The organism is Clostridium sp. KNHs205 (assembly GCF_000702945.1).
Taxonomy (GTDB): domain Bacteria; phylum Bacillota; class Clostridia; order Lachnospirales; family Lachnospiraceae; genus Anaerocolumna.
The window spans coordinates 453644-475000 of sequence record NZ_JNLE01000003.1; the positions used below are offsets into that span (position 1 = coordinate 453644).

Below are 21357 nucleotides of genomic sequence, written 5' to 3' on the forward strand. Positions count from 1 at the left end.
TTTGTTGTAAATGTTAATGGGTATATATTGGCGAAAGTGTAAAAAATGAAATAGAATATGCTAAAGATAGAGGAAAAGAAATAATTTATTTAGAAAATAACTGATTAACATATTATTTGATTCTATAATAAATATTGAGGGTATAAAAGCTATGAGGAGGGATTCACCGAATCCCTCCTCATCTAGTAAATAGTTATCTTTATGTAATTATTTTTTTATTTTAATTCTCTTTTTTATCTTAATTCTCTTTTTTATCTTAATTCTCTTTTTTTTAAAAACTTTTGCATTTTAATTTCTTTTTGCACTTTGTTAACAAATCGCTCTAAACTTATAACTATCCGTTCAACTTATTTAGAAAACCTCAACTATATTATTTCTGATAGCATAAACTGCTGCCTGTGTTCTATCAGATACACTAATTTTTCTGAAAATATTAGAAACATGATTTTTAACCGTTTTCTCACTGATGGACAGATTATATGCTATTTCTTTATTAAATAAACCTTCAGTTATCAGTTTAAGTACTTCCATTTCTCTCTTTGTTAAAAGACTTTCAGTAGTAGTTTCCTCTTCCCTATTCTCCAACTTATCATTAAGAAGGGGAACCATGTTAGGTTGAATAAATATTTCTCCATTATTTATGGCAAATATAGCTTTTCTTAGCAAATCACTTTCAGAATCCTTTAACACATATCCATTAACACCAATATCTACAGCTTTTAATAAGTATTCAATTTCATTATGTATTGTAAGTATTAAAACTTTTATATTGGACTTCATTTCTTTTAACTTCTGCAATACTTTTAAACCATCCATTCTGGGCATATTAATATCCAGTAACAGAACATCCGGTTTCTTAATTGCTATTTCTTCAATACATTCGATTCCATCCCCAGCTTCACCAACAATAGATATATCACCCTCAAGTTCTAAAAGCTGTTTTAAACCCTCTCTTATCATACGATGATCATCTGCAATAACTACCCTAATAGTGCTCATCTTATACCCTCCTAATACTTTTCAAAGGAATTTTAACAATTATTTTCGTTCCTTCGTTTTCATCTGTTTCTATATTGAAATCACCTGATAATATAGACACTCTTTCTCTCATCATTGATAAACCAAAACCAGAAAAGATGTTCTCCCCCGGATCTGACAACTTTTCTTTTTTAATTCCGATTCCGTCATCTTTGACTTGTACTTTTACTGCTTTTTCTGAATAATTTATATCAATTTGAATTTTTTTAGCTTTTCCGTGTTTTATAGCATTATTAACGGATTCCTGAATTATACGAAATAAAGTAAGATTAATGGCAGGTAACAATGTTCTTTCATTATTATGTAATTTTAAAGATACTTTAATATTATAATTTTGAGTAATATCTCGTATATACTTTTCTATTGCCGGCACAAGTCCTAAATCATCAAGAGCCATTGGCCTTAGCCCATAAATAATATTACGCATATCATTTATCGTTGTTTTTATTGTTCCTACCATTGTTTGTAGCTCTAATTTAGCACGTATAGGATCTATATCAATCAGTCTGGTACATAATTCTGTTTTATGCATCATCGTGGTGAGATTTTGTACTGTTGAATCATGTAAATCTCTTGCAATTCTTTTTCTTTCTGTTTCTTGGGTTTCGATAATATTTAGTCCGAACTCATAGCTGATATTTTCGTTCTTCTCCATTTTTTCAGAATAACTTTTACAAAAATCATTCATATCTTCATAGAGATTACCTTTTAGGGTATGAAAACAGCTTTTTATATTATCCAGGTTATTTTTATTACTGATACATTCAAAGAATTTTTCTTCTTCTCTTTTTATATCATCTTCAACTTTAACCTTGTCAGCTTTTAACTTTGATAATTTTTTTTCTTCCAAGCTCAAATTTATTAAATAAATATCTCCAGAAATATTGTCTATTGTAATGGCAGATATTTTCTTCTGAATTTTCTTTTTCTTTTCTTCTAGAGATTTTAACCTTCCATTAATTAGCTCAATTTCCTGCTGAACACTTCTTTCATTTTCGTCAATATAGCATAGAGCATCTCTTAATTGTTCCATAAACCCCATATTATCTTCCTGATAAATCATTCTTATTACTCTCCTATTATACTAATATTTAAAAATATCAGGTTCATTTGTGTTTTTATTCATTCATATAAATTTAAGCCAGTAATAATTTGTTATTCTTTATAATATACTATATTATACCATAATTTGCATTTAGGAAAGCGTTTTTTTTCAAATTTGACACATTTTTATCATATTTTGTGAATAATTTTAATTTCGACATTGTTTATAGAATTTATCTGGTGATATTTCACATTTTATCGTTTCTGATTTTATTTTGTCTGTTTTTGTCGTTTTAAATCCTACGCGAAAGAATATCTCCTTTTGTTCCTTTTGTATAATTGTGTATATTTTCTCATAACCTTTACTAAAACCTTTATCTAATGCAAATCTCAAAAGGAACTCACCATTCCTATTATTTCTCTTCTCTGAAAGAACTGCCAACCGATCTATATAACACTCTTCACCTATCAATTTTAATTCAGCAGCACCAATAGGTTTATCTTCTTTCACTCCCTCATATAGGACAATATAAATATTTTCTTCTTTAAACTGGTTGTATATTTCAACTTCCTGGAATACAGAACTCCACACATTTATTAAATCTTCATACTTATCAGCAGCAACTACCTTCCCCTGTATCATAATAATTCACCTCCCGAATCAAAGTGGCTCTTTCGATGGTTTACCAGAAGATCTTGGGTACTTATCAGATATCTTTTCAATCTTTTCAATAATTACAAAGGACCTTCCGATATCTCCCTCCAAACTGAATTCTTCACAAGCTTTTATTCTGCCACCAAGGAGTTTAACTGCTTTTTTTGCATTTATAACTTCTTCCTGCACATTAGAACCTTTATACGAGATAAAGAAACCTTCCACTTTCACAAGCGGCATACAATACTCACTTAAAGTAGATAAGTTTGCCACAGCTCTTGAAACACATATATCGTACTTTTCTCTGTAATTACTGTCCCTTCCTAAATCTTCAGCTCTTGCATGTACAGCACATATGTCTTTTAGTTCTAACTCAGTTATTACTTCTTTTAAAAAGTTAATTCTTTTATTTAAAGAATCCATTAATGTTACATTAATTTTGGGAAAAATTATTTTTAATGGTATTCCCGGAAAACCTGCGCCAGTTCCAACATCAATTAAAGTAAGAGGTTTACTAAAATCATGTACACGTACTATGGAAAGGCTATCCATAAAATGTTTTGTTAAAACTTCATCAAACTCAGTAATTGCTGTAAGGTTCATTACCTTATTAGTTTCAACAAGCATTTCATAATACTTCACCAACAGTTTTGCTTGATCTTCTGTTATTGTTATATTTTCCTTTTTTGCCGCATCCAATAATTTTTCTATCTGATTCATTGAACTCCTGCTTTCTATCTTTATATATTTCTTTATATAATCTTGACATAAGACCATTCTTTGTATCAAAAAGGATTGTTGCAAAAGGTATAAAGGCTGGAAAAAGCTGCGCAGCTATCCTTTAATCCTGTGTAAAGGAAAACTATTAGGCTTCTTCCAGCAATTTTAATAAATACAACTGCCCTATTATTTTATATATAATACATAAATTTCTTCTTTTAGAGTAAGAGTGCGTTAATATTTGAAATTTATATATATAGGAATATATAATATCTAATTTATATTTTCTTCTTTTCTCCTAAATTGTTCCAGATATACCAGCAGGACAGAAATATCTGCCGGAGAAACACCTGAAATTCTGGAGGCTTGTCCTACAGAAGAGGGTCTTATTTTCATCAGCTTTTGTCTTGCTTCAATACGTAGACTCTTAACCTGTTCATAATCTATATTATCAGGAATATTTTTATTCTCGAGCTTCTTGAACTGTTCAACCTGCCTTAACTGTCTCTCGATATAGCCTTCATATTTAATATTAATATTAACCTGCTCTCTTACATCTTTAGGAAGAGCTTTTCTTCCGGTATCTATTTCCTCCAGCATATCATATGTTAATTCCGGTCTCCGTATAAGCTCACCTATAGTAGTACCGGTTTTTAGGCTTTGACTGTTATTTTTAGCAAGGAAGTCCTGTACTAAGGAGTTTGCACCTATTAATGCTTCATTAACTCTTCTTGTCTCATTCTTTATACTTTCTTCCTTTTGCAGCAATCCCTGATATCTATCTTCACTAATCAGTCCCACTTTATACCCTAGTTTTGTCAGCCTGAGATCTGCATTGTCCTGCCTGAGCAAGAGTCTGTATTCAGCTCTTGAAGTCATCATACGATAAGGTTCATGGGTTTCTTTCGTAACCAAATCGTCAATTAAAACTCCGATATATGCCTGTGACCTGTCCAATATAAGAGGCTCTTTGTTAAGAAGCTTCATTGCTGCATTAATACCGGCTATAAGTCCCTGAGCTGCCGCTTCCTCATAACCGGAGCTTCCGTTAAACTGTCCGCCGCTGAATAAACCTTCCACCTTCTGAAACTCTAATGAAGCCTTTAACTGATTCGGATTAATGCAGTCATATTCAATTGCGTAGGCATTTCTTACAATCTTAGCATTTTCGAGCCCTGCAACACTTCGATACATTCTATACTGTACATCCTCCGGCAAAGAACTGGACATACCACCCACGTACATTTCATTGGTATAATTTCCTTCTGGCTCTATAAATACCTGATGTCTGTCTTTATCCTCGAACTTAACGACTTTATCTTCAATGGAGGGACAGTATCTGGGGCCGGTTCCTTTAATATCGCCGCTATACAAAGGTGAACGATGTATGTTCTCCTTTATTATCTTATGTGTTTCTTCATTTGTATAAGTAAGCCAACAGGATATCTGTTCTTTCTTGATATCCACACCGTTATTGGTAAAAGAGAAAGGAACTACTTCCTCGTCACCAAACTGTTCTTCCATTTTACTAAAATCAATTGATCTTTTATCAATTCTGGCAGGTGTACCGGTTTTAAAGCGGTACATCTCTATACCGGCTTTGGTCAAAGAATCTGTTAAGTAATTTGCTGACTTTAAGCCATTGGGTCCGGTATAATTGCTTACATCACCATAGATACATCTTGCATTCAGATATGTTCCTGTACACAAAATAACAGCTTTACAGGGATAAATTCCACCAGAATAGGTTTTTATCCCCACAACTTTGTTGTCTTCTGTCAGTATTTCAGTTACCTCTGCCTGTTTCAAGGTAAGATTATCGGTATTCTCAAGAACTAATCTCATCTCCCTGCTATAATCCTGTTTATCGGCCTGGGCTCTTAAGGAATGGACTGCAGGTCCCCTGGAAACATTGAGCATTTTAGATTGAATATAGGTCTTATCAATATTCTTACCCATTTCACCGCCTAAAGCATCTATTTCTTTAACCAGATGACCTTTGGAGGTTCCTCCTATATTAGGATTACAGGGCATCAACGCAATACTATCCATGTTTATAGTTACTATTAAAGTATTTATCCCAAGTCTGGCACAGGCCAATGCTGCTTCACAGCCTGCATGACCTGCTCCGACTACTATGACATCATAACTTTCATATGTGTATGACATACTAACCTCTTTTCTGTAAATCCACTTTCACTTGATGTTTATAAATAAACATCATTCAGCTGTATTATACCACTGATCCATATTCCCGGCTACTACTTACCCATACAGAATTCCCGGAAAATTGTATTGATAAGATCCTCATCCACCTGTTCACCTGTTATTCTTCCTAAGGCCTCATAACCATTCATCATATCTACTGCATACAGATCTTCCGGCATATCATCCTGTATTGTCCTCTCCACCATACACAGGCTCTCAAGACTCTTTCTCAGTGCTTCTTCCTGTCTTAGATTTGTTATATAAACTTCATCATTGTATTCCAGGACACCATTAAAGTACATGTCTGTAATAAGTTTTTCTAGCTCCTCCAACCCGCTGCTTTGTTTAGCAGAGATCAATACTACCTCTTTTTGCGTTTTTTCTCTTATTTCTTCTATCGATATTACCATGTTAAGGTCGGATTTATTTAACAATACGACTGCTTTTTTTTCTCTTATAAAGGCAATTATCTCTTCGTCATTTTCATCTAAGGGTACGGATACGTCAACTACATACAAGATTAGATCACTATCTTCCCCCATGGACTTTGCTCTCTTAACTCCAATACTCTCTACCAAATCTGAGGTATTTCTTATACCTGCGGTATCTACCACATTTAAGCATAGTTCACCTATCATAAGTGTTTCTTCAAGAGTATCCCTTGTAGTCCCTGGTACATCTGTTACAATGGCTCTCTCACTGCCCATTAATGCATTAAGAAGAGATGATTTACCCGCATTGGGTTTACCCATAATAACAGTTTTAATACCTTCCTTGATCAACTTACCATTTCCTGCTGTATCCAATAACTTTTTAATTTCTTTTTTATAGCCGGCTATATTAACCATTAACTCATCTTTAAACTCACTGATATCGATATGCTCAGGATCATCAAGTCCAGCTTCAAGATAAGCTAAATCATGAAGTATCCCTTCTCGTACTTCTTTTATTTTATTATAAACATTGCCCTTTAACTGCTTAACAGAATTCTTTAGAGCATAGTTACTTTTCGCATTAATAATATCTGAAACAGCTTCTGCTTGTGATAAATCTATTCTACCGTTTAAGAAAGCTCTTTTCGTGAACTCTCCCGGTTCTGCAATTCTTGCACCTTTTTTTACTATAACTTCAAGAATCTTTCTTGTTACCAGAATTCCTCCGTGGCAATCAATTTCTATAACGTCCTCCCTGGTATAACTGTTGGGACCTTTCATAACAATTGCCAGCACTTCATCAATTATGACATCTTCATCTTTTATATATCCATAATGGACGGTATGGCTTTGTACTTTAGATAATTTCTTATTAGCCTGCTTTGATTGAAATATCATATCCCCAATCTCAAGTGCATCCATACCACTTATTCTTATTATACTGATGCCACTATTATTGACGGCCGTGGCAATTGCAGCGATTGTATCTGTACTTGAATTCATATCTCTATCCAAATTACTTATTTTGTGAGTAATCCCCAACTTTCAGTTGATTACTTCACTTATACTTTCATTCTGCCCTTTCTCAGGCATCCTTTCATTCTTATTTTTATTTTGATAACATTCTGATTTTTATAACATTTTGATTTTTAATAACATTCTGGTTTAAATAAAATTTTATTCTTTAATAACATTCTGGTTTTATATCATTCTGGCTTTAATATCATTCTGGCTTTTAATAAAATTCTATTCTTTAATAACATTCTGGTTTTATATCATTCTGGCTTTAATATCATTCTGGCTTTTAATTATATTCTGCCCTTTAATAACATTCTAATTTTTATTACTCCTGATATAATTTTAATAAAATTCTGATGTTTAATTCTATTCCAGGTTTTAATTATATCCTGATATTAGTATCAGTCTTATATTTGTATCACTTCATTTAATATTCTCATACAATTAATATCCTTCTATCTTTTAGATATTAAAATATGAAAATAATGATATAAACTGTAGTTAAACGTATCAACTATCTTAGAGATAATTATCTATAGAAAGATTTATAAACCAGGACTCATATTCCCTCTTCATTTTTATAAGAACCATATACTTTATATTTATATCCCTAAAAAAGGCGTATCAAAGCAAATTCCTTTAATACGCCCTTTGTCACTATTCTAATTCACTTGTCTTAACTACATCGGTTTTATGCTTATGAGAGTATCCGCCGTATTCTTTTTTGGGTTTGTTTCCGTACTGCGGTTTGCCATGATTGCTATGGTTATTATTATATTTATAATCCCTGGTCTGTGCACTCTTCTTAAGTGTTACCACTACTTTACGGAAAGGCTCTTCACCTTCGCTATGAGTTTCTACGAATTTATCATTCTGTAATATAGAATGGATAATACGTCTCTCATATGGATTCATAGGCTCTAAAGCAACAGGTTTTCTGGTTCTTTTAACCTTAAATGCAATGTTTTTTCCCAGATTCTCCAGAGTCTCTTTTCTTCTTTGTCTGTAATTCTCTGTATCCAGCTTGACTTTAATGTATTTCTCACTGTCTTTATTAAGAACAAGACTTACCAGATACTGAAGTGAATCCAAGGTTTGACCCCTCTTACCTATTAACACTCCCATATCCTCTCCAAGAACATTAATGTCCATAGAAGAGTCTTCCTCATCATACTTAACATCAACTGATGCAGTTATATTCATTGCTTTAAAGACTTTTCCAAGAAAATCCTTCGCAGCATGGTCTGCACCCTGTTTCATTCTTGCTCTAATCTTTGCTGGCTTATTAAATAATCCCAGAAATCCGCTGCTTTCCTTTTCAATAACCTCATACTCAATGCGGTCACTTGTTGTCTGCAGTTTTAAAAGAGCTTCTGTGATGGCTTCATCAACTGTCTTAGCCGATATCTCTAACCAATCCATTTTATTTTTCCCCCTTATTATCCTTGTTCCTCGACTTTAGAAGATTGGCATTGGCCGATATGCTTCCCGGTTTATAGGAAACATCATTCTTCCCTGAACCCGATTCACTATAATTTTTCTTTACTGAATTAGCATAGCCGGAGGTGGAACTTGTCTGTTCCGGCACCTGTGTCTTTGGTGCGATTGATCTTGTCTGTCTTTTTGCAAGGTCTTCCAGTGTAGCATTTGGATCAAGACCTAATCTAGCTTTTTTCTTGTTGGCTTTCTCAACATTTTTCTGTATAAGTTCATCAATATCTACTTTTTGCATAATACGATTAATGACAAACTGCTGTATAATTGCAAATGCACTACCTGCGATCCAGTAGATACCAATACCAACCGGGAACATAAAGCAGAAAACACCTGACATAATTGGCATTACATTATTCATCATACCCATGGAGGCAGCCATAGGGTTATCTTTATCCACTTGTGTAGGATTAGCAGCCATCATCTGCTTTGTCTGTATAAACTGTAAACCGGCAGCCAGGAAAGGAATAATAATACCAGGGAATTTAAATCCCGGACTGTCAAGAATATTCATAGTGCCAAACAGGCTGTTAACACTCATGATACTCTCAGAATTTGTTCTGATAACATCTGCAAGAGTAGGGAACTTGGTAATAAGCTCACTCCAGTGATCAGAATTGAATTTTGTAAGTATATCTATCACATGGTTAATACTTAAGGTGTTACTTGCTGCTTCGGTAAAACTCTTGAAATTAACCTGAGAGGCTTCAGCAAAACCTTTCATAATATCAAAATAGTTTCCGTTATTTATAATTGCTTCACCAATGTTTTTATACCACACATTAATGTCCTGTACATAGGCAGGTATACGGTAAATAACCTGATATAATGCAAACATGATGGGAAGCTGTATCAACAGAGGAAGACATCCTGATGTGGGATTAGCACCATACTTTAAATAAACGGCTTGGGTTTCAGCCTGCATTTTTCTCACAGATGCATCGTCTTTTTTTCCTTTGTATTTCGCATTAATTGCTGTAAGTTCCGGATTCATCTTAGCAGACAGCTTACTGAACTTTTGCTGCTTGATGGTCAGAGGTGTCATCAGCCCTCTTACGATAAATGTAAATAAAACAATTACTAATGCTACGTTGTGTACTCCAAACAGACTTAGGAATTCATAGATTCCATTCAAAATATATCCTAATAAAGTTGCTATGGGACCCAATATCCCGCTACTTTTCGTTAATACCGCCTCTAACAATTTTTTTCCTCCTTGGATACTCCGAACTTGCAGTAATACTATTAACCAGAATTCTTCCTTTATTACTGGTTATAAGCAGCTTCACCTGCTGCTGTTCATCCGACAATAAGAACTGCTTTTCTTCCTATAATAATTTATAGGCAGCATTCTCCGCTGCCATTATCAGATTACAAAATTCTATATGTTCCAACAAAATATCACTATCATGGAACCGGATCATAACCTCCCATATGAAAAGGATGGCATCTTAAAATACGTCTTACTGCCAGATATCCGCCTTTTAATGCCCCATATTTTTCCAGTGCCTGGATAGCATAAGAAGAGCAGGTAGGCGTGTAGATACAACTTGACCTTCCTTTTAAGGGTGAAATAAATTTCCTGTAAAATTTTACAATTCCTATTAAAACTCGCTTCATCACGATTTTGTTGTCTCTTTCAGAATTTTATGCATCTTTGCCAAATGCAGCAATGCACTTTTTATTTCCAAGTAGTTTCTACCCTTAGCACCTGCTCTTGCAATAACGATTATGTCTAAACCACTATTAAACATATCTTCGTTTAATCTGTAACTTTCTCTAATTAATCGGGTAATCCTGTGTCTGATTACACTATTGCCGACTTTTTTACTGACTGAAACACCGAGTTTGTTTCGTTCCGTATGATTATCCATCACATACATAATGAGATAGGTATTTGCATAGGATTTTCCGCTTTTGTATACGGTTCTAAAGTTGGCATTCTTTTTCATGGATTCTGATAATTTCAAGATATCACGGCCCTTTCTTTACAATGAATGAAGAGAAGAAAAGGCCACAGTAATGCGACCTATGCTGATAATTTGTGTCTGCCTTTTGCTCTTCTTGAGGATAATACTTTTCTGCCGTTAGCAGTACTCATTCTCGCTCTGAATCCATGAACTTTGGATCTGCTTCTTTTCTTAGGCTGGAATGTCATCTTCATAAGGGGCACCTCCTTTATATATACCAAACATAATGGTAAGCGTATTTATTCTATTTTAATAATTTAAAATATTAAGTTTATTATAGCTTTCAAAAGCTTGTACGTCAAGTATTTCTTATATTCAAATGTCATATACCAGAAAGTACCTAATCAGGAAAAAGACATTTCGCCCAGAAAATGTAATTATCTAGTAATAGTGTTTTCCATATATAGTATATTTATTGCAATATTTTAGCAAAAATTTTAAAAACAATTTTTTCACACAAAGTTATCCACAAATTGTTGATGAAATGTGGATAACTTTGTGAAATGGTGTGAATATTCCGTGTGCTTTATCAACAAAATCCTTTTTTTATCGGGGGTTGTCCACTGTTAATATCTTGGATTTTTTATTCACAGGAATGTTATCAGACCTAAATCCTATGGGGATATACCTGCCATATGACCATTTTAATTACATATTAGCATTGAAATATCCACAATTTTGTTATATTATATTAAGAAGAATGTATGAAATTTTATTTTAGGGAGATTAGAGTAATGAACGAAGTACAAGAAAAATGGGAAGAAATACTGGAATATCTTAAAATAGAGCATTGCGTGACCGATGTTTCCTTCAAAACATGGCTGCTTCCTTTAAAAGTATATTCCGTAAAAGGTAATTTAATAACCATTTCCATCAATGATAAAATGATCGGCCCTGACAGCAAAAATTTCATCAGCAGAAAGTATGGAATACCTTTAAAAGTCTCAATTATGGAAATTATGAACCGTAATTATGATATAGAATTCATTCTGGAAAGCCAGATTGTAGAAACAAAATCGGCGGACGATTCAGGTGATGCTTCTAATAAGAATAAAGGTCAGAAAAGTGGAATAACTTTTTTAAATCCCCGTTATACCTTTGATACCTTTGTAGTTGGTGCCAACAATAATCTGGCCCATGCCGCTTCCTTAGCTGTAGCGGAATCACCGGCTGAGATATACAATCCCCTCTTTATATATGGAGGAGTTGGGCTTGGCAAGACTCACTTAATGCATTCCATTGCACACTATATATTAGAACAGAATCCGAATAGCAAGGTAATGTACGTTACCAGTGAGAAGTTCACCAATGAGCTGATCGAATCCATCCGTAATGTGAATACAACACCAACAGAATTTCGCGAAAAGTATAGAAATATCGATGTTCTGCTTATTGACGATATTCAGTTTATTATAGGTAAGGAAAGTACACAGGAAGAGTTTTTCCACACCTTTAACACCCTGCACGAATCCAAGAAACAGATTATAATCTCCAGCGATAAGCCCCCTAAAGATATCCTCACCCTGGAGGAACGTCTTCGTTCCAGATTCGAGTGGGGCTTAACCGTAGACATACAGTCCCCTGATTATGAGACCAGAATGGCTATCTTAAAGAAAAAGGAAGAACTTGACGGTCTTCAGATTGACAATGAAGTTATGAAATACATTGCAACCAACGTTAAATCAAATATTCGTGAACTTGAAGGAGCTCTTACAAAGATCGTTGCATTATCCCGTTTAAAGAAACAGGAGGTTAATGTAACCCTGGCAGAAGAAGCATTAAAGGATCTTATCTCTCCTGATAATAAGAAGCAGCTTACTCCTGAATTAATCGTTGATGTGATTGCAGAACATTTCAATTTAACTTCTAATGAACTCTATTCCGTTAATAAGAGCAGAAACATTGCTTTTCCAAGGCAGATTGCCATGTACCTATGCAGAAAACTTACTGATTTTTCTTTATCTGATATTGGCAAGATAATGGGTAACCGAGATCATACCACCATATTACATGGTATTGATAAGATTGAGAAGAATATAAAGAAGGATCCCAGTATGCAGAATACTATCGATGTCCTTACAAAAAAGATTAACCCTTAAGAAGGTTTTATTTTTTTCCACAATCGGCTGTTAACAGACTGTGCTTGTCCTGTTAGCAGCCTTGGGATAAGTTTAAAATCTTTTCTTAGGTTAAAATTTTATCCTAAATCCGTTTCAACTTCATTCACAAGGTTATCCTTTTCTGAAATGCAGCTGTTTTATGCCCATTTCAGGCTTATGCACAAACTAACACCCCCTATTACTACTGCTACCAAATTCTAATATATATATTTATATAAAATATCCGGAAGGGAGTTATACACATTTATGAAAATAATCTGTCCCAAGGGAGAACTGCTAAACCGTGTTAACATTGTTCTGAAAGCAGTCCCTGCCAAATCAACCATGCCTATCTTAGAAAGTATCGTAATAGATGTAAAACAAGATACCATTAAGCTTATAGCAAATGATATGGAGTTAGGAATCGAAACTATTGCAAAGGGTGAAGTTATTGAACCAGGTTCGGTAGCTCTTAACTCTAAGATTTTTTCTGAGATCATTCGAAAACTGCCTGATAATGATGTTACGATTCAGACCAGTGATAACTACTCAACTTTAATAACCTGTGAAAAAGCGAAATTTACCATTTCAGGCTCTTCCAGTGAAGAGTTCCCCTATCTGCCTGATATTGTAAGAACAGAAGGCATTACATTATCGCAGTTTACCTTAAAGGAAATTATCAGACAGACCGTATTCTCCATTGCTGATAATGAAAGTAATAAGATAATGACAGGTGAACTTTTTGAGATTAAAGAAGATGAACTGAAAGTAGTATCTTTGGACGGACATCGTGTATCCATACGAAAAATAAAATTAAATCAGAACTACAGTGATATAAAAGTAATTGTTCCCGGTAAGACTTTAAATGAAGTCAGTAAAATATTGTCAGGTGAATTTTCTGATGAAGCTTATATTTATTTTACGGACAAGCATGTTATCTTTGAATTCGATGACACCATCGTATTATCAAGGCTTATTGAAGGAATCTTCTTTAAGATTGATCAGATGTTATCCAGTGACTATGAGACTAAGGTAACAGTAAACAAGAAGGAGCTTTTAAGCTGTATTGACAGAGCAACCCTTTTAGTAAAGGAATCTGATAAGAAACCTATAATCATTAATATTGCTGATGGTAATATGGAGCTAAAGATGAATTCTTCAATCGGTTCAATGGATGAAGAAATCGACATTACCAAAGAGGGCAAAGATATACTCATCGGCTTTAATCCAAAATTTCTCATTGATGCGCTAAGAGTAATTGATGATGAGGAAGTGGATATTTATTTAATTAATTCAAAAGCTCCCTGCTTTATCAGGGACAAGGAAGAAAACTATATCTATCTGGTGCTTCCTGTTAACTTTAATTCAGCGGTACAATAAAAAAATCATAAATTGATATCTGAAAAGAGGCGTCATGGAAGTCATAAAATTGAGAGAAGAATTTATTAAACTTGGACAGGCACTCAAAGCTGCGAACCTTGTAGATTCAGGAGTGGATGCCAAATTCGTTATTCAGGATGGACTGGTGAAGGTAAACGGCAGTACGGAAACCCAGAGAGGTAAGAAACTCTATGCAGGGGATGAAGTAGAATATCAGAATCAGATCATCCGAATTGAGAAATAATGGAATCGTGGTGTACGCATGTTTATTAAGACGTTAGAACTGAAGGATTACAGAAATTACGAAAGTCTTTCCATGGATTTTTCACAGGGAGTAAATATTCTATACGGTGATAATGCCCAGGGAAAAACCAATATACTGGAATCTTTATATATGTGCGGAACCACTAAATCCCACAGAAACAGTAAAGACAGGGAAGTTATAAGATTTGGTATGGAGGAATCCCATATCCGGGTGGTTCTTGAAAATAAAGGAGTTCCTCATAAAATTGACATTCACCTTAAGAAAAATAAGACAAAAGGTGCAGCCATTGACGGTATACCTGTAAAAAAATCCAGTGAACTTCTTGGAATTGTAAATTATATATTTTTTTCTCCGGAGGATCTAAGTATTATAAAAAACGGACCCTCCGAGAGGAGACATTTTCTGGATATGGAATTATGCCAGCTTGACAAGGTGTATTTTTATCACTTGTCCAATTATCAGAAAATTATAAATCAGAGAAACAATTTATTAAAACAGATAAGTTTCAACAGGAAATTAATGGATACAATTAGTGTATGGGATGAACAACTGGTATTCCATGGCTTAAAGGTAATGGAAGGCAGAAAGGGGTTTATAGAAACACTGAATCCCATCGTGTCAGACATACATAGTAAAATATCCGGCGGCAGGGAGAGCCTCGTCATAAAGTATGAACCCAATACGGATAAAGACAGCTTTATGGAGAAGCTTAAAAGTTCCCTGGAAAGAGATGTAATTCTTAAGGCTACCGGTACGGGTCCCCATAGGGATGACATCAGTTTCTTTAATGGTACCATGGATATACGCAAGTTTGGTTCACAGGGTCAGCAGCGTACCACGGCACTATCTCTTAAGCTTGCAGAAATTGAAGTTGTAAGACAGATAGCCAAAGATAACCCCATTTTACTGTTAGACGATGTACTGTCTGAACTTGACAGGAAAAGACAGAATTATCTTCTTAACAGTATTCATGATATACAGACAATTATCACCTGTACCGGTTTGGAAGAAATGGTACAGAACAGAATTCAGTGTGACAGAATATTCCGGGTAACGGAAGGAACCGTTTCCGGAGAAAATTTTGATAATAAAGATTTCATCCAGAAAAAGACAGGAGGCAATGTATGAGTACGGAATATGGTGCAGATCAAATACAGATACTGGAAGGATTGGAAGCAGTAAGGAAAAGGCCGGGTATGTATATTGGCAGTACCTCTTCAAAGGGACTGCATCATCTGGTATACGAAATTGTAGACAATGCAGTGGACGAAGCATTAGCCGGTGTCTGTGACAGGATTGAAGTAACAATTAACAAAGATAATTCAATAACCGTTGTAGATAACGGAAGAGGTATCCCTGTTGGAATTAACCACAAAAAGGGAATTCCTGCCGTTGAAGTAGTATTTACCATTCTCCATGCCGGCGGAAAATTCGGCGGAGGAGGATACAAGGTATCCGGAGGACTTCACGGAGTAGGTGCCTCAGTAGTTAATGCACTTTCTGAGTGGCTGGAAGTAACAGTCTACACAGACGGTAAGATTCACAAGCAAAGATTTGAAAGAGGTAAGGTGGTCTATCCTCTAAAGGTAATTGGTGAGACTGACAGAACAGGCTCTACAGTTACTTTTTTACCGGACAAAGAAATTTTTGAAGAGACAGTTTATGATTTTGAGGTACTGAAGCAGCGCTTAAGGGAAATGGCGTTTCTTACTAAAAATCTCAAGATTGTCTTAATAGACGACAGAGAAGAGACAAAAGTTGAAAAGGAATTTCACTATGCAGGCGGTATTAAGGAATATGTGGAATACTTAAATAAAAACAAAGATCCCCTTTATTCAGAGATTGTCTACTGTGAAGGTTCCAGAGATGAAGTATATGTTGAAGTTGCCATGCAGCACAATAATACCTACACAGAAGGCTGCTATAGTTTTGTAAATAATATTACAACACCGGAGGGTGGAACCCATCTTGCCGGTTTTAAAAATGCGCTTACAAAAACTTTTAATGATTATGCCAGAAGCAATAAATATTTAAAAGACAACGAAACTAACCTGACTGGAGAAGATATCAGGGAAGGTCTGACAGCAATTGTAAGTATAAAGATTCCTGAACCACAGTTTGAAGGACAGACGAAACAGAAGCTTGGTAACAGTGAAGCCAGAGGAGCAGTGGATGGTATCGTCAGTGAACAGCTGACTTACTTCTTAGAGCAGAATCCTTCTGTAGCCAAGATGATTCTGGAGAAATCCATTCTTGCACAAAGAGCCAGGGATGCAGCAAGAAAGGCCAGGGATCTTACCAGAAGAAAGACTGCACTTGAAGGGATGAGTCTGCCCGGAAAACTTGCGGACTGTTCCGATAAAGATCCCAAAAACTGTGAAATTTATATTGTTGAGGGTAATTCCGCCGGTGGCTCAGCTAAAACTGCAAGATCCAGAGCCACCCAGGCGATCCTTCCATTACGTGGAAAGATATTAAACGTTGAGAAATCAAGGCTTGATAAGATTCTTGTAAACAACGAAATAAAAGCAATGATTACAGCCTTCGGAACAGGTATTTCCGATGATTTTGATATAGCAAGATTAAGATACCATAAAATAATAATTATGACAGATGCGGACGTGGATGGTTCCCACATTAGTACTCTCTTGCTGACCTTTTTCTATCGATTTATGCCCGAGCTGATCAGACAGGGACACGTTTACCTGGCTCAGCCCCCGCTGTATAAAATTGAGAAAAATAAAGTTGTAAGGTATGCTTATGATGACGCAGAGCTGGATGAGATACTGAGGGAAATCGGCCGTGACGGTAACAATAAGATACAGCGCTATAAAGGTTTAGGTGAGATGGATGCAGAACAGCTGTGGGATACTACCATGGATCCTGAGAAAAGAGTTCTTTTAAAAGTGACCATTGATGAAGAAGAATCCTCAGAAATTGATATGACCTTTACAACACTGATGGGAGATAAGGTGGAGCCCAGAAGAGAATTTATTGAGAAAAATGCAAAATACGTAAGAAATCTGGATATTTAGTTCCGTATTTTGTAAGACAAAGCATAGATGGAGGAATATAAATGGATGAGAATATCTTTGACAAAGTCCATGAAGTCGATCTAAAAAAGACCATGGAAACATCATATATCGATTACGCCATGTCCGTTATAGCAGCCCGTGCATTACCGGATGTTAGGGATGGCTTAAAACCGGTACAAAGAAGAATACTGTATGCTATGATAGAGCTGAACAATGGTCCGGACAAACCTCACCGTAAGTGTGCCCGTATCGTTGGTGATACCATGGGTAAATATCATCCTCATGGAGATAGTTCTATTTACGAAGCCCTGGTAAAATTGGCACAGGACTTTTCAACCAGATATCCCTTAATTGACGGCCATGGTAACTTTGGCTCCGTGGACGGAGATGAAGCAGCGGCTATGCGTTATACCGAAGCAAGATTAAGTAAGATATCCATGGAAGTGTTGTCAGATATTAACAAGGACACAGTAGATTTTACGCCGAACTTTGATGAGACAGAGAAAGAACCTGCTGTACTTCCAGCCAGATTCCCTAATCTTTTGGTAAACGGAACATCTGGTATCGCTGTTGGTATGGCTACTAATATTCCGCCTCACAATATACGTGAGATTATTAATGCTGTTGTTAAAATGATTGACAATGACATTGAAGAGGACAGGGATACTTCCATTGAGGAACTGTTACAAATCGTAAAAGGACCGGATTTTCCTACCGGTGCAACTATTTTAGGTACCAGAGGTATCGATGAAGCTTACCGAACCGGAAGAGGAAAGATCAGAGTTCGTGCGGTGACAGACATAGAGCCAATGGCCAATGGCAAAAACCGGATTGTTGTAACCGAACTTCCTTACATGGTTAATAAGGCAAGGCTTATTGAAAAAATTGCTGAGCTTGTAAAAGATAAAAAAATTGATGGGATTACAGAACTTCGAGATGAATCTGACAGAACCGGTATGAGAATCTGTATCGAGCTGAGAAGAGATATTAATGCGAATGTTTTGTTAAACCAGTTATATAAACATACACAAATGCAGGATACCTTTGGTGCTATCATGATTGCTTTGGTGAATAATGAACCCAGAGTACTTAATCTTCATGACATGCTCAAATATTATCTGCTGCATCAGGAAGAAGTTGTAACCAGAAGAACCAAATACGATTTAAACAAAGCAGAAGAAAGAGCCCATATTTTACAGGGATTATTAATTGCACTTGATAACATTGATGAAGTTATCCGAATCATCAGATCCTCTCAGAATACAGCAATTGCAAAAGAGGGCTTAATGCAGAGCTTCCAGTTAACTGAGGTTCAGGCTCAGGCTATCGTAGACATGAGACTTCGTGCATTAACCGGTTTGGAAAGAGAGCGTCTGGAGAACGAGTTTAAAGAGTTAATGGAGAAAATTGCAGAGTATAAAGCAATCCTTGCAGACAAGAAGAAGCTTCTTACAGTCATCAAAGAGGAAATTACGATAATCAGAGATAAATATGGGGATGAGAGAAGAACTGCTATCGGTTTCGATGAAGAAGATTTCTCAACAGAAGATCTGATTCCCAACGAAAATATTGTCCTTGCCATGACACGTTTTGGATATATCAAACGTATGACAGTGGATAATTTCAAGAGTCAGCACCGAGGTGGTAAAGGAATAAAGGGTATGCAGACCATAGAAGAGGACTTTATTGAAGACCTTATTATGACTACTACCCATCATTACATCATGTTCTTTACCAACAAGGGAAGAGTCTACCGGCTGAAAGCTTATGAAATACCTGAATCCGGAAGAACAGCAAGAGGAACAGCAATAATTAACCTTCTGCAGCTGTTACCGGAAGAAAGAATCACGGCTGTAATTCCCTTAAAGGATTACCATAAGGGTAAGTTTTTATTTATGGCAACAAAAAAAGGTATTGTGAAGAAAACTCCTATTGTGGAGTACGAAAATATCAGAAAAACCGGTCTTCAGGCTATCAATTTAAGAGAAGATGATGAGCTTATAGAAGTAAAGGCAACCAACAACCAGAAGGATATTATTCTTGTAACCAAACAGGGCCAGTGCATCCGTTTTAACGAAAAAGATGTACGCAAGACTGGCCGTACCTCTATGGGTGTTATCGGTATGAACCTGGAAGACAATGACGAAATTATTGGAATGCAATTAAATACCCAAGGGGATTGTCTGCTCTTTGTATCCGAAAAAGGTATGGGAAAACGTACCGAAATGGATGAGTTTACCGTACAAAGAAGAGGCGGTAAAGGTGTAAAATGCTATAAGATTACTGATAAAACCGGTTATGTTGTAGGTGTAAAAGCTGTAAATGAAGAAAATGAGATTATGATCATAACCACAGAAGGTATTGTCATAAGGCTTATGGTAAATGGCATTTCAAATCTTGGAAGAATAACTTCAGGTGTTCGTTTAATAAATATGGGTCTTGAAAATGATATAACCGTTGCCAGCATAGCAAAAGTAAAAGACAAAAGTTCCGAAGAGGAAGTCATCAAAGAACTGGAGAAAGAGCTGGAAGAAGAAAACAGTGAGAGTATCGGTAAGGATGAGGATTTTGAGGACGATTTAAACAACATGGAAGATATCTATGAAGCCCAGGTTGAAAGTGCTGATTTGGGTACAGATGATAATGAGATTCAGGAAGCAGATCTTGATGAAGAAGAATAGTTAACAATTAAGCCTGAATGCGGGACAGATGGAATAAGTCTGTTCTGTATCCGGGCTTTTATTCAAAATACAAGCAGTTATCATTTACAGAAGTGGAGAAAATTTATGCGATTTGTAAATACAGATATAATTACACAGAATATCAAGGAAATGTGCATCGAGGCTAACTATAGCTTATCCTCTGATGTAAGCAATGCAATTCACCAGGGAGCAGAGAAGGAAGACAGTAGTCTGGGAAAGCAGATTCTTTTACAGTTAGAAGAGAATATGAATATAGCCGCTGCTGAAAGTATTCCAATCTGTCAAGATACAGGTATGGCGATTGTATTTGCAGAGATCGGACAAGGTGTTGCGCTGGAGGGAGAGCCTATAGAGGATGCTATCAATAATGGAATCAGATTAGGATATCAGGAAGGATATTTAAGAAAATCAGTAGTAGGGGATCCACTTATCAGAGATAACACAAATGATAATACGCCGGGAATCATACACTATGAAATCACACAGGGGGATAAGATAGAATTAACAGTAGCACCAAAGGGTTTTGGAAGCGAGAACATGAGCAGGATATACATGCTAAAACCATCTGACGGAATAGAGGGAGTCAGGAAAGCAGTTCTGGAAACTGTCAGGCTTGCAGGTCCCAATGCCTGTCCGCCTATTGTTGTAGGGGTAGGAATCGGTGGAAGTTTTGAGAAAGCAGCCATACTATCTAAGAAAGCGTTGACAAGAAACCTGGATAAATCATCACCGCTGGAGCATATCAAAGAATTAGAAGAGGAACTTCTAGCAGAAATCAATAATACAGGAATCGGGCCCGGAGGATTTGGAGGAAAAATTACTGCACTTGGAGTAAATGTTGAAACCTATCCAACACATATAGCCGGCCTGCCTGTAGCAATCAATATATGCTGTCATGTCAATAGACATGTATCAAGAATCATCTGAAAAAAGTTTATATTTATCCACAAAAAACAAAAAAACAGACTGGTTTTGTGGATGAATATCAAGAAAATCAAGGTTTATGTGTAAAGATTTCTTATAAGAGTCATTATTAGTAAGAGACATTAACTAGTAAGAGACATTATAAAAAAGCGGTAGTAGTGAAATATAATAGTCCCAAGTTATATGACGTGAAATGCTTTTAGTTTCAAATAATACAATTTTCTGATAAAACCATTATTAATGTATTTAACAATAGAAATTTTTATGGAGTTGAATCAGGAGAGGACTAAAAGAATTTTATGGGTTAGCAATGACATTTGATAATTGATAAGAATATTGATCATTAAAGTAAGTCAAAGCAGGTTAAATAAT

At 35.6% G+C, this 21357-nt stretch carries 18 protein-coding genes; 7 read left to right on the plus strand and 11 right to left on the minus strand.

Annotation, left to right across the window (positions count from 1 at the left end; translation table 11 throughout):
- Positions 1-351: 351 nt before the first annotated feature.
- The 11 genes from BR73_RS0101975 to rpmH form a co-directional block, all read right to left on the minus strand.
- Positions 352-999, minus strand: coding sequence for a response regulator transcription factor (locus BR73_RS0101975; protein ID WP_033164190.1), 648 nt, complete (start codon positions 997-999; stop codon positions 352-354).
- A gap of 1 nt (position 1000) precedes the next feature.
- Positions 1001-2101 carry a sensor histidine kinase gene (locus BR73_RS27020; protein ID WP_051684906.1) on the minus strand — a complete coding sequence of 367 codons (1101 nt, stop codon included), beginning with the start codon at positions 2099-2101 and terminating at the stop codon, positions 1001-1003.
- Positions 2102-2290: 189 nt separating this feature from the next.
- Positions 2291-2725 (minus strand): GNAT family N-acetyltransferase, encoded by a 435-nt coding sequence (locus tag BR73_RS0101985; protein ID WP_033164191.1) that lies wholly within the window; start codon positions 2723-2725, stop codon positions 2291-2293.
- An 18-nt stretch (positions 2726-2743) separates the two neighbouring features.
- Positions 2744-3457: a 16S rRNA (guanine(527)-N(7))-methyltransferase RsmG gene (gene rsmG / locus BR73_RS0101990; RefSeq protein WP_081848499.1), complete on the minus strand. Its 714-nt coding sequence runs from the start codon at positions 3455-3457 to the stop codon at positions 2744-2746.
- 273 nt (positions 3458-3730) lie between these two features.
- On the minus strand, positions 3731-5626 hold the full coding sequence (gene mnmG, locus BR73_RS0101995; protein WP_033164192.1) for a tRNA uridine-5-carboxymethylaminomethyl(34) synthesis enzyme MnmG: 1896 nt from the start codon (positions 5624-5626) through the stop codon (positions 3731-3733).
- A 92-nt stretch (positions 5627-5718) separates the two neighbouring features.
- Positions 5719-7101, minus strand: coding sequence for a tRNA uridine-5-carboxymethylaminomethyl(34) synthesis GTPase MnmE (gene mnmE / locus BR73_RS0102000; RefSeq protein WP_033164193.1), 1383 nt, complete (start codon positions 7099-7101; stop codon positions 5719-5721).
- 672 nt (positions 7102-7773) lie between these two features.
- Entirely contained in the window at positions 7774-8538 is a 765-nt protein-coding gene (gene jag, locus BR73_RS0102005; RefSeq protein WP_081848500.1) for an RNA-binding cell elongation regulator Jag/EloR, read from the minus strand.
- A 1-nt stretch (position 8539) separates the two neighbouring features.
- Positions 8540-9814 (minus strand): YidC/Oxa1 family membrane protein insertase, encoded by a 1275-nt coding sequence (locus BR73_RS0102010; protein ID WP_033164194.1) that lies wholly within the window; start codon positions 9812-9814, stop codon positions 8540-8542.
- A gap of 203 nt (positions 9815-10017) precedes the next feature.
- The gene (gene yidD, locus BR73_RS0102015) at positions 10018-10230 is read right to left on the minus strand and encodes a membrane protein insertion efficiency factor YidD (RefSeq protein ID WP_033164195.1); all 213 of its coding nucleotides are present in this window, start codon (positions 10228-10230) and stop codon (positions 10018-10020) included.
- Complete coding sequence (gene rnpA / locus BR73_RS0102020; RefSeq protein WP_033164196.1) at positions 10230-10580, minus strand: ribonuclease P protein component; 351 nt, start codon at positions 10578-10580, stop codon at positions 10230-10232. The genes yidD and rnpA overlap by 1 nt, the downstream gene beginning before the upstream one ends.
- A 59-nt stretch (positions 10581-10639) precedes the next feature.
- A complete protein-coding gene (rpmH, locus tag BR73_RS0102025) occupies positions 10640-10774 on the minus strand; it encodes a 50S ribosomal protein L34 (protein ID WP_033164197.1) in 135 nt (44 codons plus the stop codon).
- A 540-nt stretch (positions 10775-11314) separates the two neighbouring features.
- Here rpmH and dnaA point away from each other — a divergent pair.
- From dnaA to BR73_RS0102060, 7 genes are all read left to right on the plus strand, one after another.
- Positions 11315-12679, plus strand: a complete 1365-nt coding sequence (gene dnaA / locus BR73_RS0102030; RefSeq protein ID WP_081848502.1) for a chromosomal replication initiator protein DnaA — start codon at positions 11315-11317, stop codon at positions 12677-12679.
- A 267-nt stretch (positions 12680-12946) separates the two neighbouring features.
- A complete protein-coding gene (gene dnaN / locus BR73_RS0102035; RefSeq protein WP_033164199.1) occupies positions 12947-14059 on the plus strand; it encodes a DNA polymerase III subunit beta in 1113 nt (370 codons plus the stop codon).
- Between the two features lie 34 nt (positions 14060-14093).
- Entirely contained in the window at positions 14094-14303 is a 210-nt protein-coding gene (locus tag BR73_RS0102040) for an RNA-binding S4 domain-containing protein (RefSeq protein ID WP_033164200.1), read from the plus strand.
- Between the two features lie 18 nt (positions 14304-14321).
- Positions 14322-15452 carry a DNA replication/repair protein RecF gene (gene recF, locus BR73_RS0102045; RefSeq protein ID WP_051684907.1) on the plus strand — a complete coding sequence of 377 codons (1131 nt, stop codon included), beginning with the start codon at positions 14322-14324 and terminating at the stop codon, positions 15450-15452.
- Positions 15449-17359 (plus strand): DNA topoisomerase (ATP-hydrolyzing) subunit B, encoded by a 1911-nt coding sequence (gyrB, locus tag BR73_RS0102050; RefSeq protein WP_033164201.1) that lies wholly within the window; start codon positions 15449-15451, stop codon positions 17357-17359. The genes recF and gyrB overlap by 4 nt, the downstream gene beginning before the upstream one ends.
- Positions 17360-17400: 41 nt before the next feature.
- Entirely contained in the window at positions 17401-20040 is a 2640-nt protein-coding gene (gyrA, locus tag BR73_RS0102055; protein ID WP_033164202.1) for a DNA gyrase subunit A, read from the plus strand.
- Positions 20041-20145: 105 nt separating this feature from the next.
- Positions 20146-20988: a fumarate hydratase gene (locus tag BR73_RS0102060; RefSeq protein WP_033164203.1), complete on the plus strand. Its 843-nt coding sequence runs from the start codon at positions 20146-20148 to the stop codon at positions 20986-20988.
- Positions 20989-21357: the final 369 nt, after the last annotated feature.

What these genes read in the sequence shown, in the direction of transcription:
- rpmH (WP_033164197.1), bottom strand. Translation starts at nt 10,774, where the DNA reads ATGAAGATGACATTCCAGCCTAAGAAAAGAAGCAGATCCAAAGTTCAT.
- mnmG (WP_033164192.1), bottom strand. Translation starts at nt 5,626, where the DNA reads ATGTCATACACATATGAAAGTTATGATGTCATAGTAGTCGGAGCAGGT.
- yidD (WP_033164195.1), bottom strand. Translation starts at nt 10,230, where the DNA reads ATGAAGCGAGTTTTAATAGGAATTGTAAAATTTTACAGGAAATTTATT.
- BR73_RS0102060 (WP_033164203.1), top strand. Translation starts at nt 20,146, where the DNA reads ATGCGATTTGTAAATACAGATATAATTACACAGAATATCAAGGAAATG.
- BR73_RS0102040 (WP_033164200.1), top strand. Translation starts at nt 14,094, where the DNA reads ATGGAAGTCATAAAATTGAGAGAAGAATTTATTAAACTTGGACAGGCA.
- jag (WP_081848500.1), bottom strand. Translation starts at nt 8,538, where the DNA reads ATGGATTGGTTAGAGATATCGGCTAAGACAGTTGATGAAGCCATCACA.
- dnaA (WP_081848502.1), top strand. Translation starts at nt 11,315, where the DNA reads ATGAACGAAGTACAAGAAAAATGGGAAGAAATACTGGAATATCTTAAA.
- BR73_RS0101975 (WP_033164190.1), bottom strand. Translation starts at nt 999, where the DNA reads ATGAGCACTATTAGGGTAGTTATTGCAGATGATCATCGTATGATAAGA.
- recF (WP_051684907.1), top strand. Translation starts at nt 14,322, where the DNA reads ATGTTTATTAAGACGTTAGAACTGAAGGATTACAGAAATTACGAAAGT.
- BR73_RS0101985 (WP_033164191.1), bottom strand. Translation starts at nt 2,725, where the DNA reads ATGATACAGGGGAAGGTAGTTGCTGCTGATAAGTATGAAGATTTAATA.
- rsmG (WP_081848499.1), bottom strand. Translation starts at nt 3,457, where the DNA reads ATGAATCAGATAGAAAAATTATTGGATGCGGCAAAAAAGGAAAATATA.
- gyrB (WP_033164201.1), top strand. Translation starts at nt 15,449, where the DNA reads ATGAGTACGGAATATGGTGCAGATCAAATACAGATACTGGAAGGATTG.
- mnmE (WP_033164193.1), bottom strand. Translation starts at nt 7,101, where the DNA reads ATGAATTCAAGTACAGATACAATCGCTGCAATTGCCACGGCCGTCAAT.
- gyrA (WP_033164202.1), top strand. Translation starts at nt 17,401, where the DNA reads ATGGATGAGAATATCTTTGACAAAGTCCATGAAGTCGATCTAAAAAAG.
- dnaN (WP_033164199.1), top strand. Translation starts at nt 12,947, where the DNA reads ATGAAAATAATCTGTCCCAAGGGAGAACTGCTAAACCGTGTTAACATT.
- BR73_RS27020 (WP_051684906.1), bottom strand. Translation starts at nt 2,101, where the DNA reads ATGATTTATCAGGAAGATAATATGGGGTTTATGGAACAATTAAGAGAT.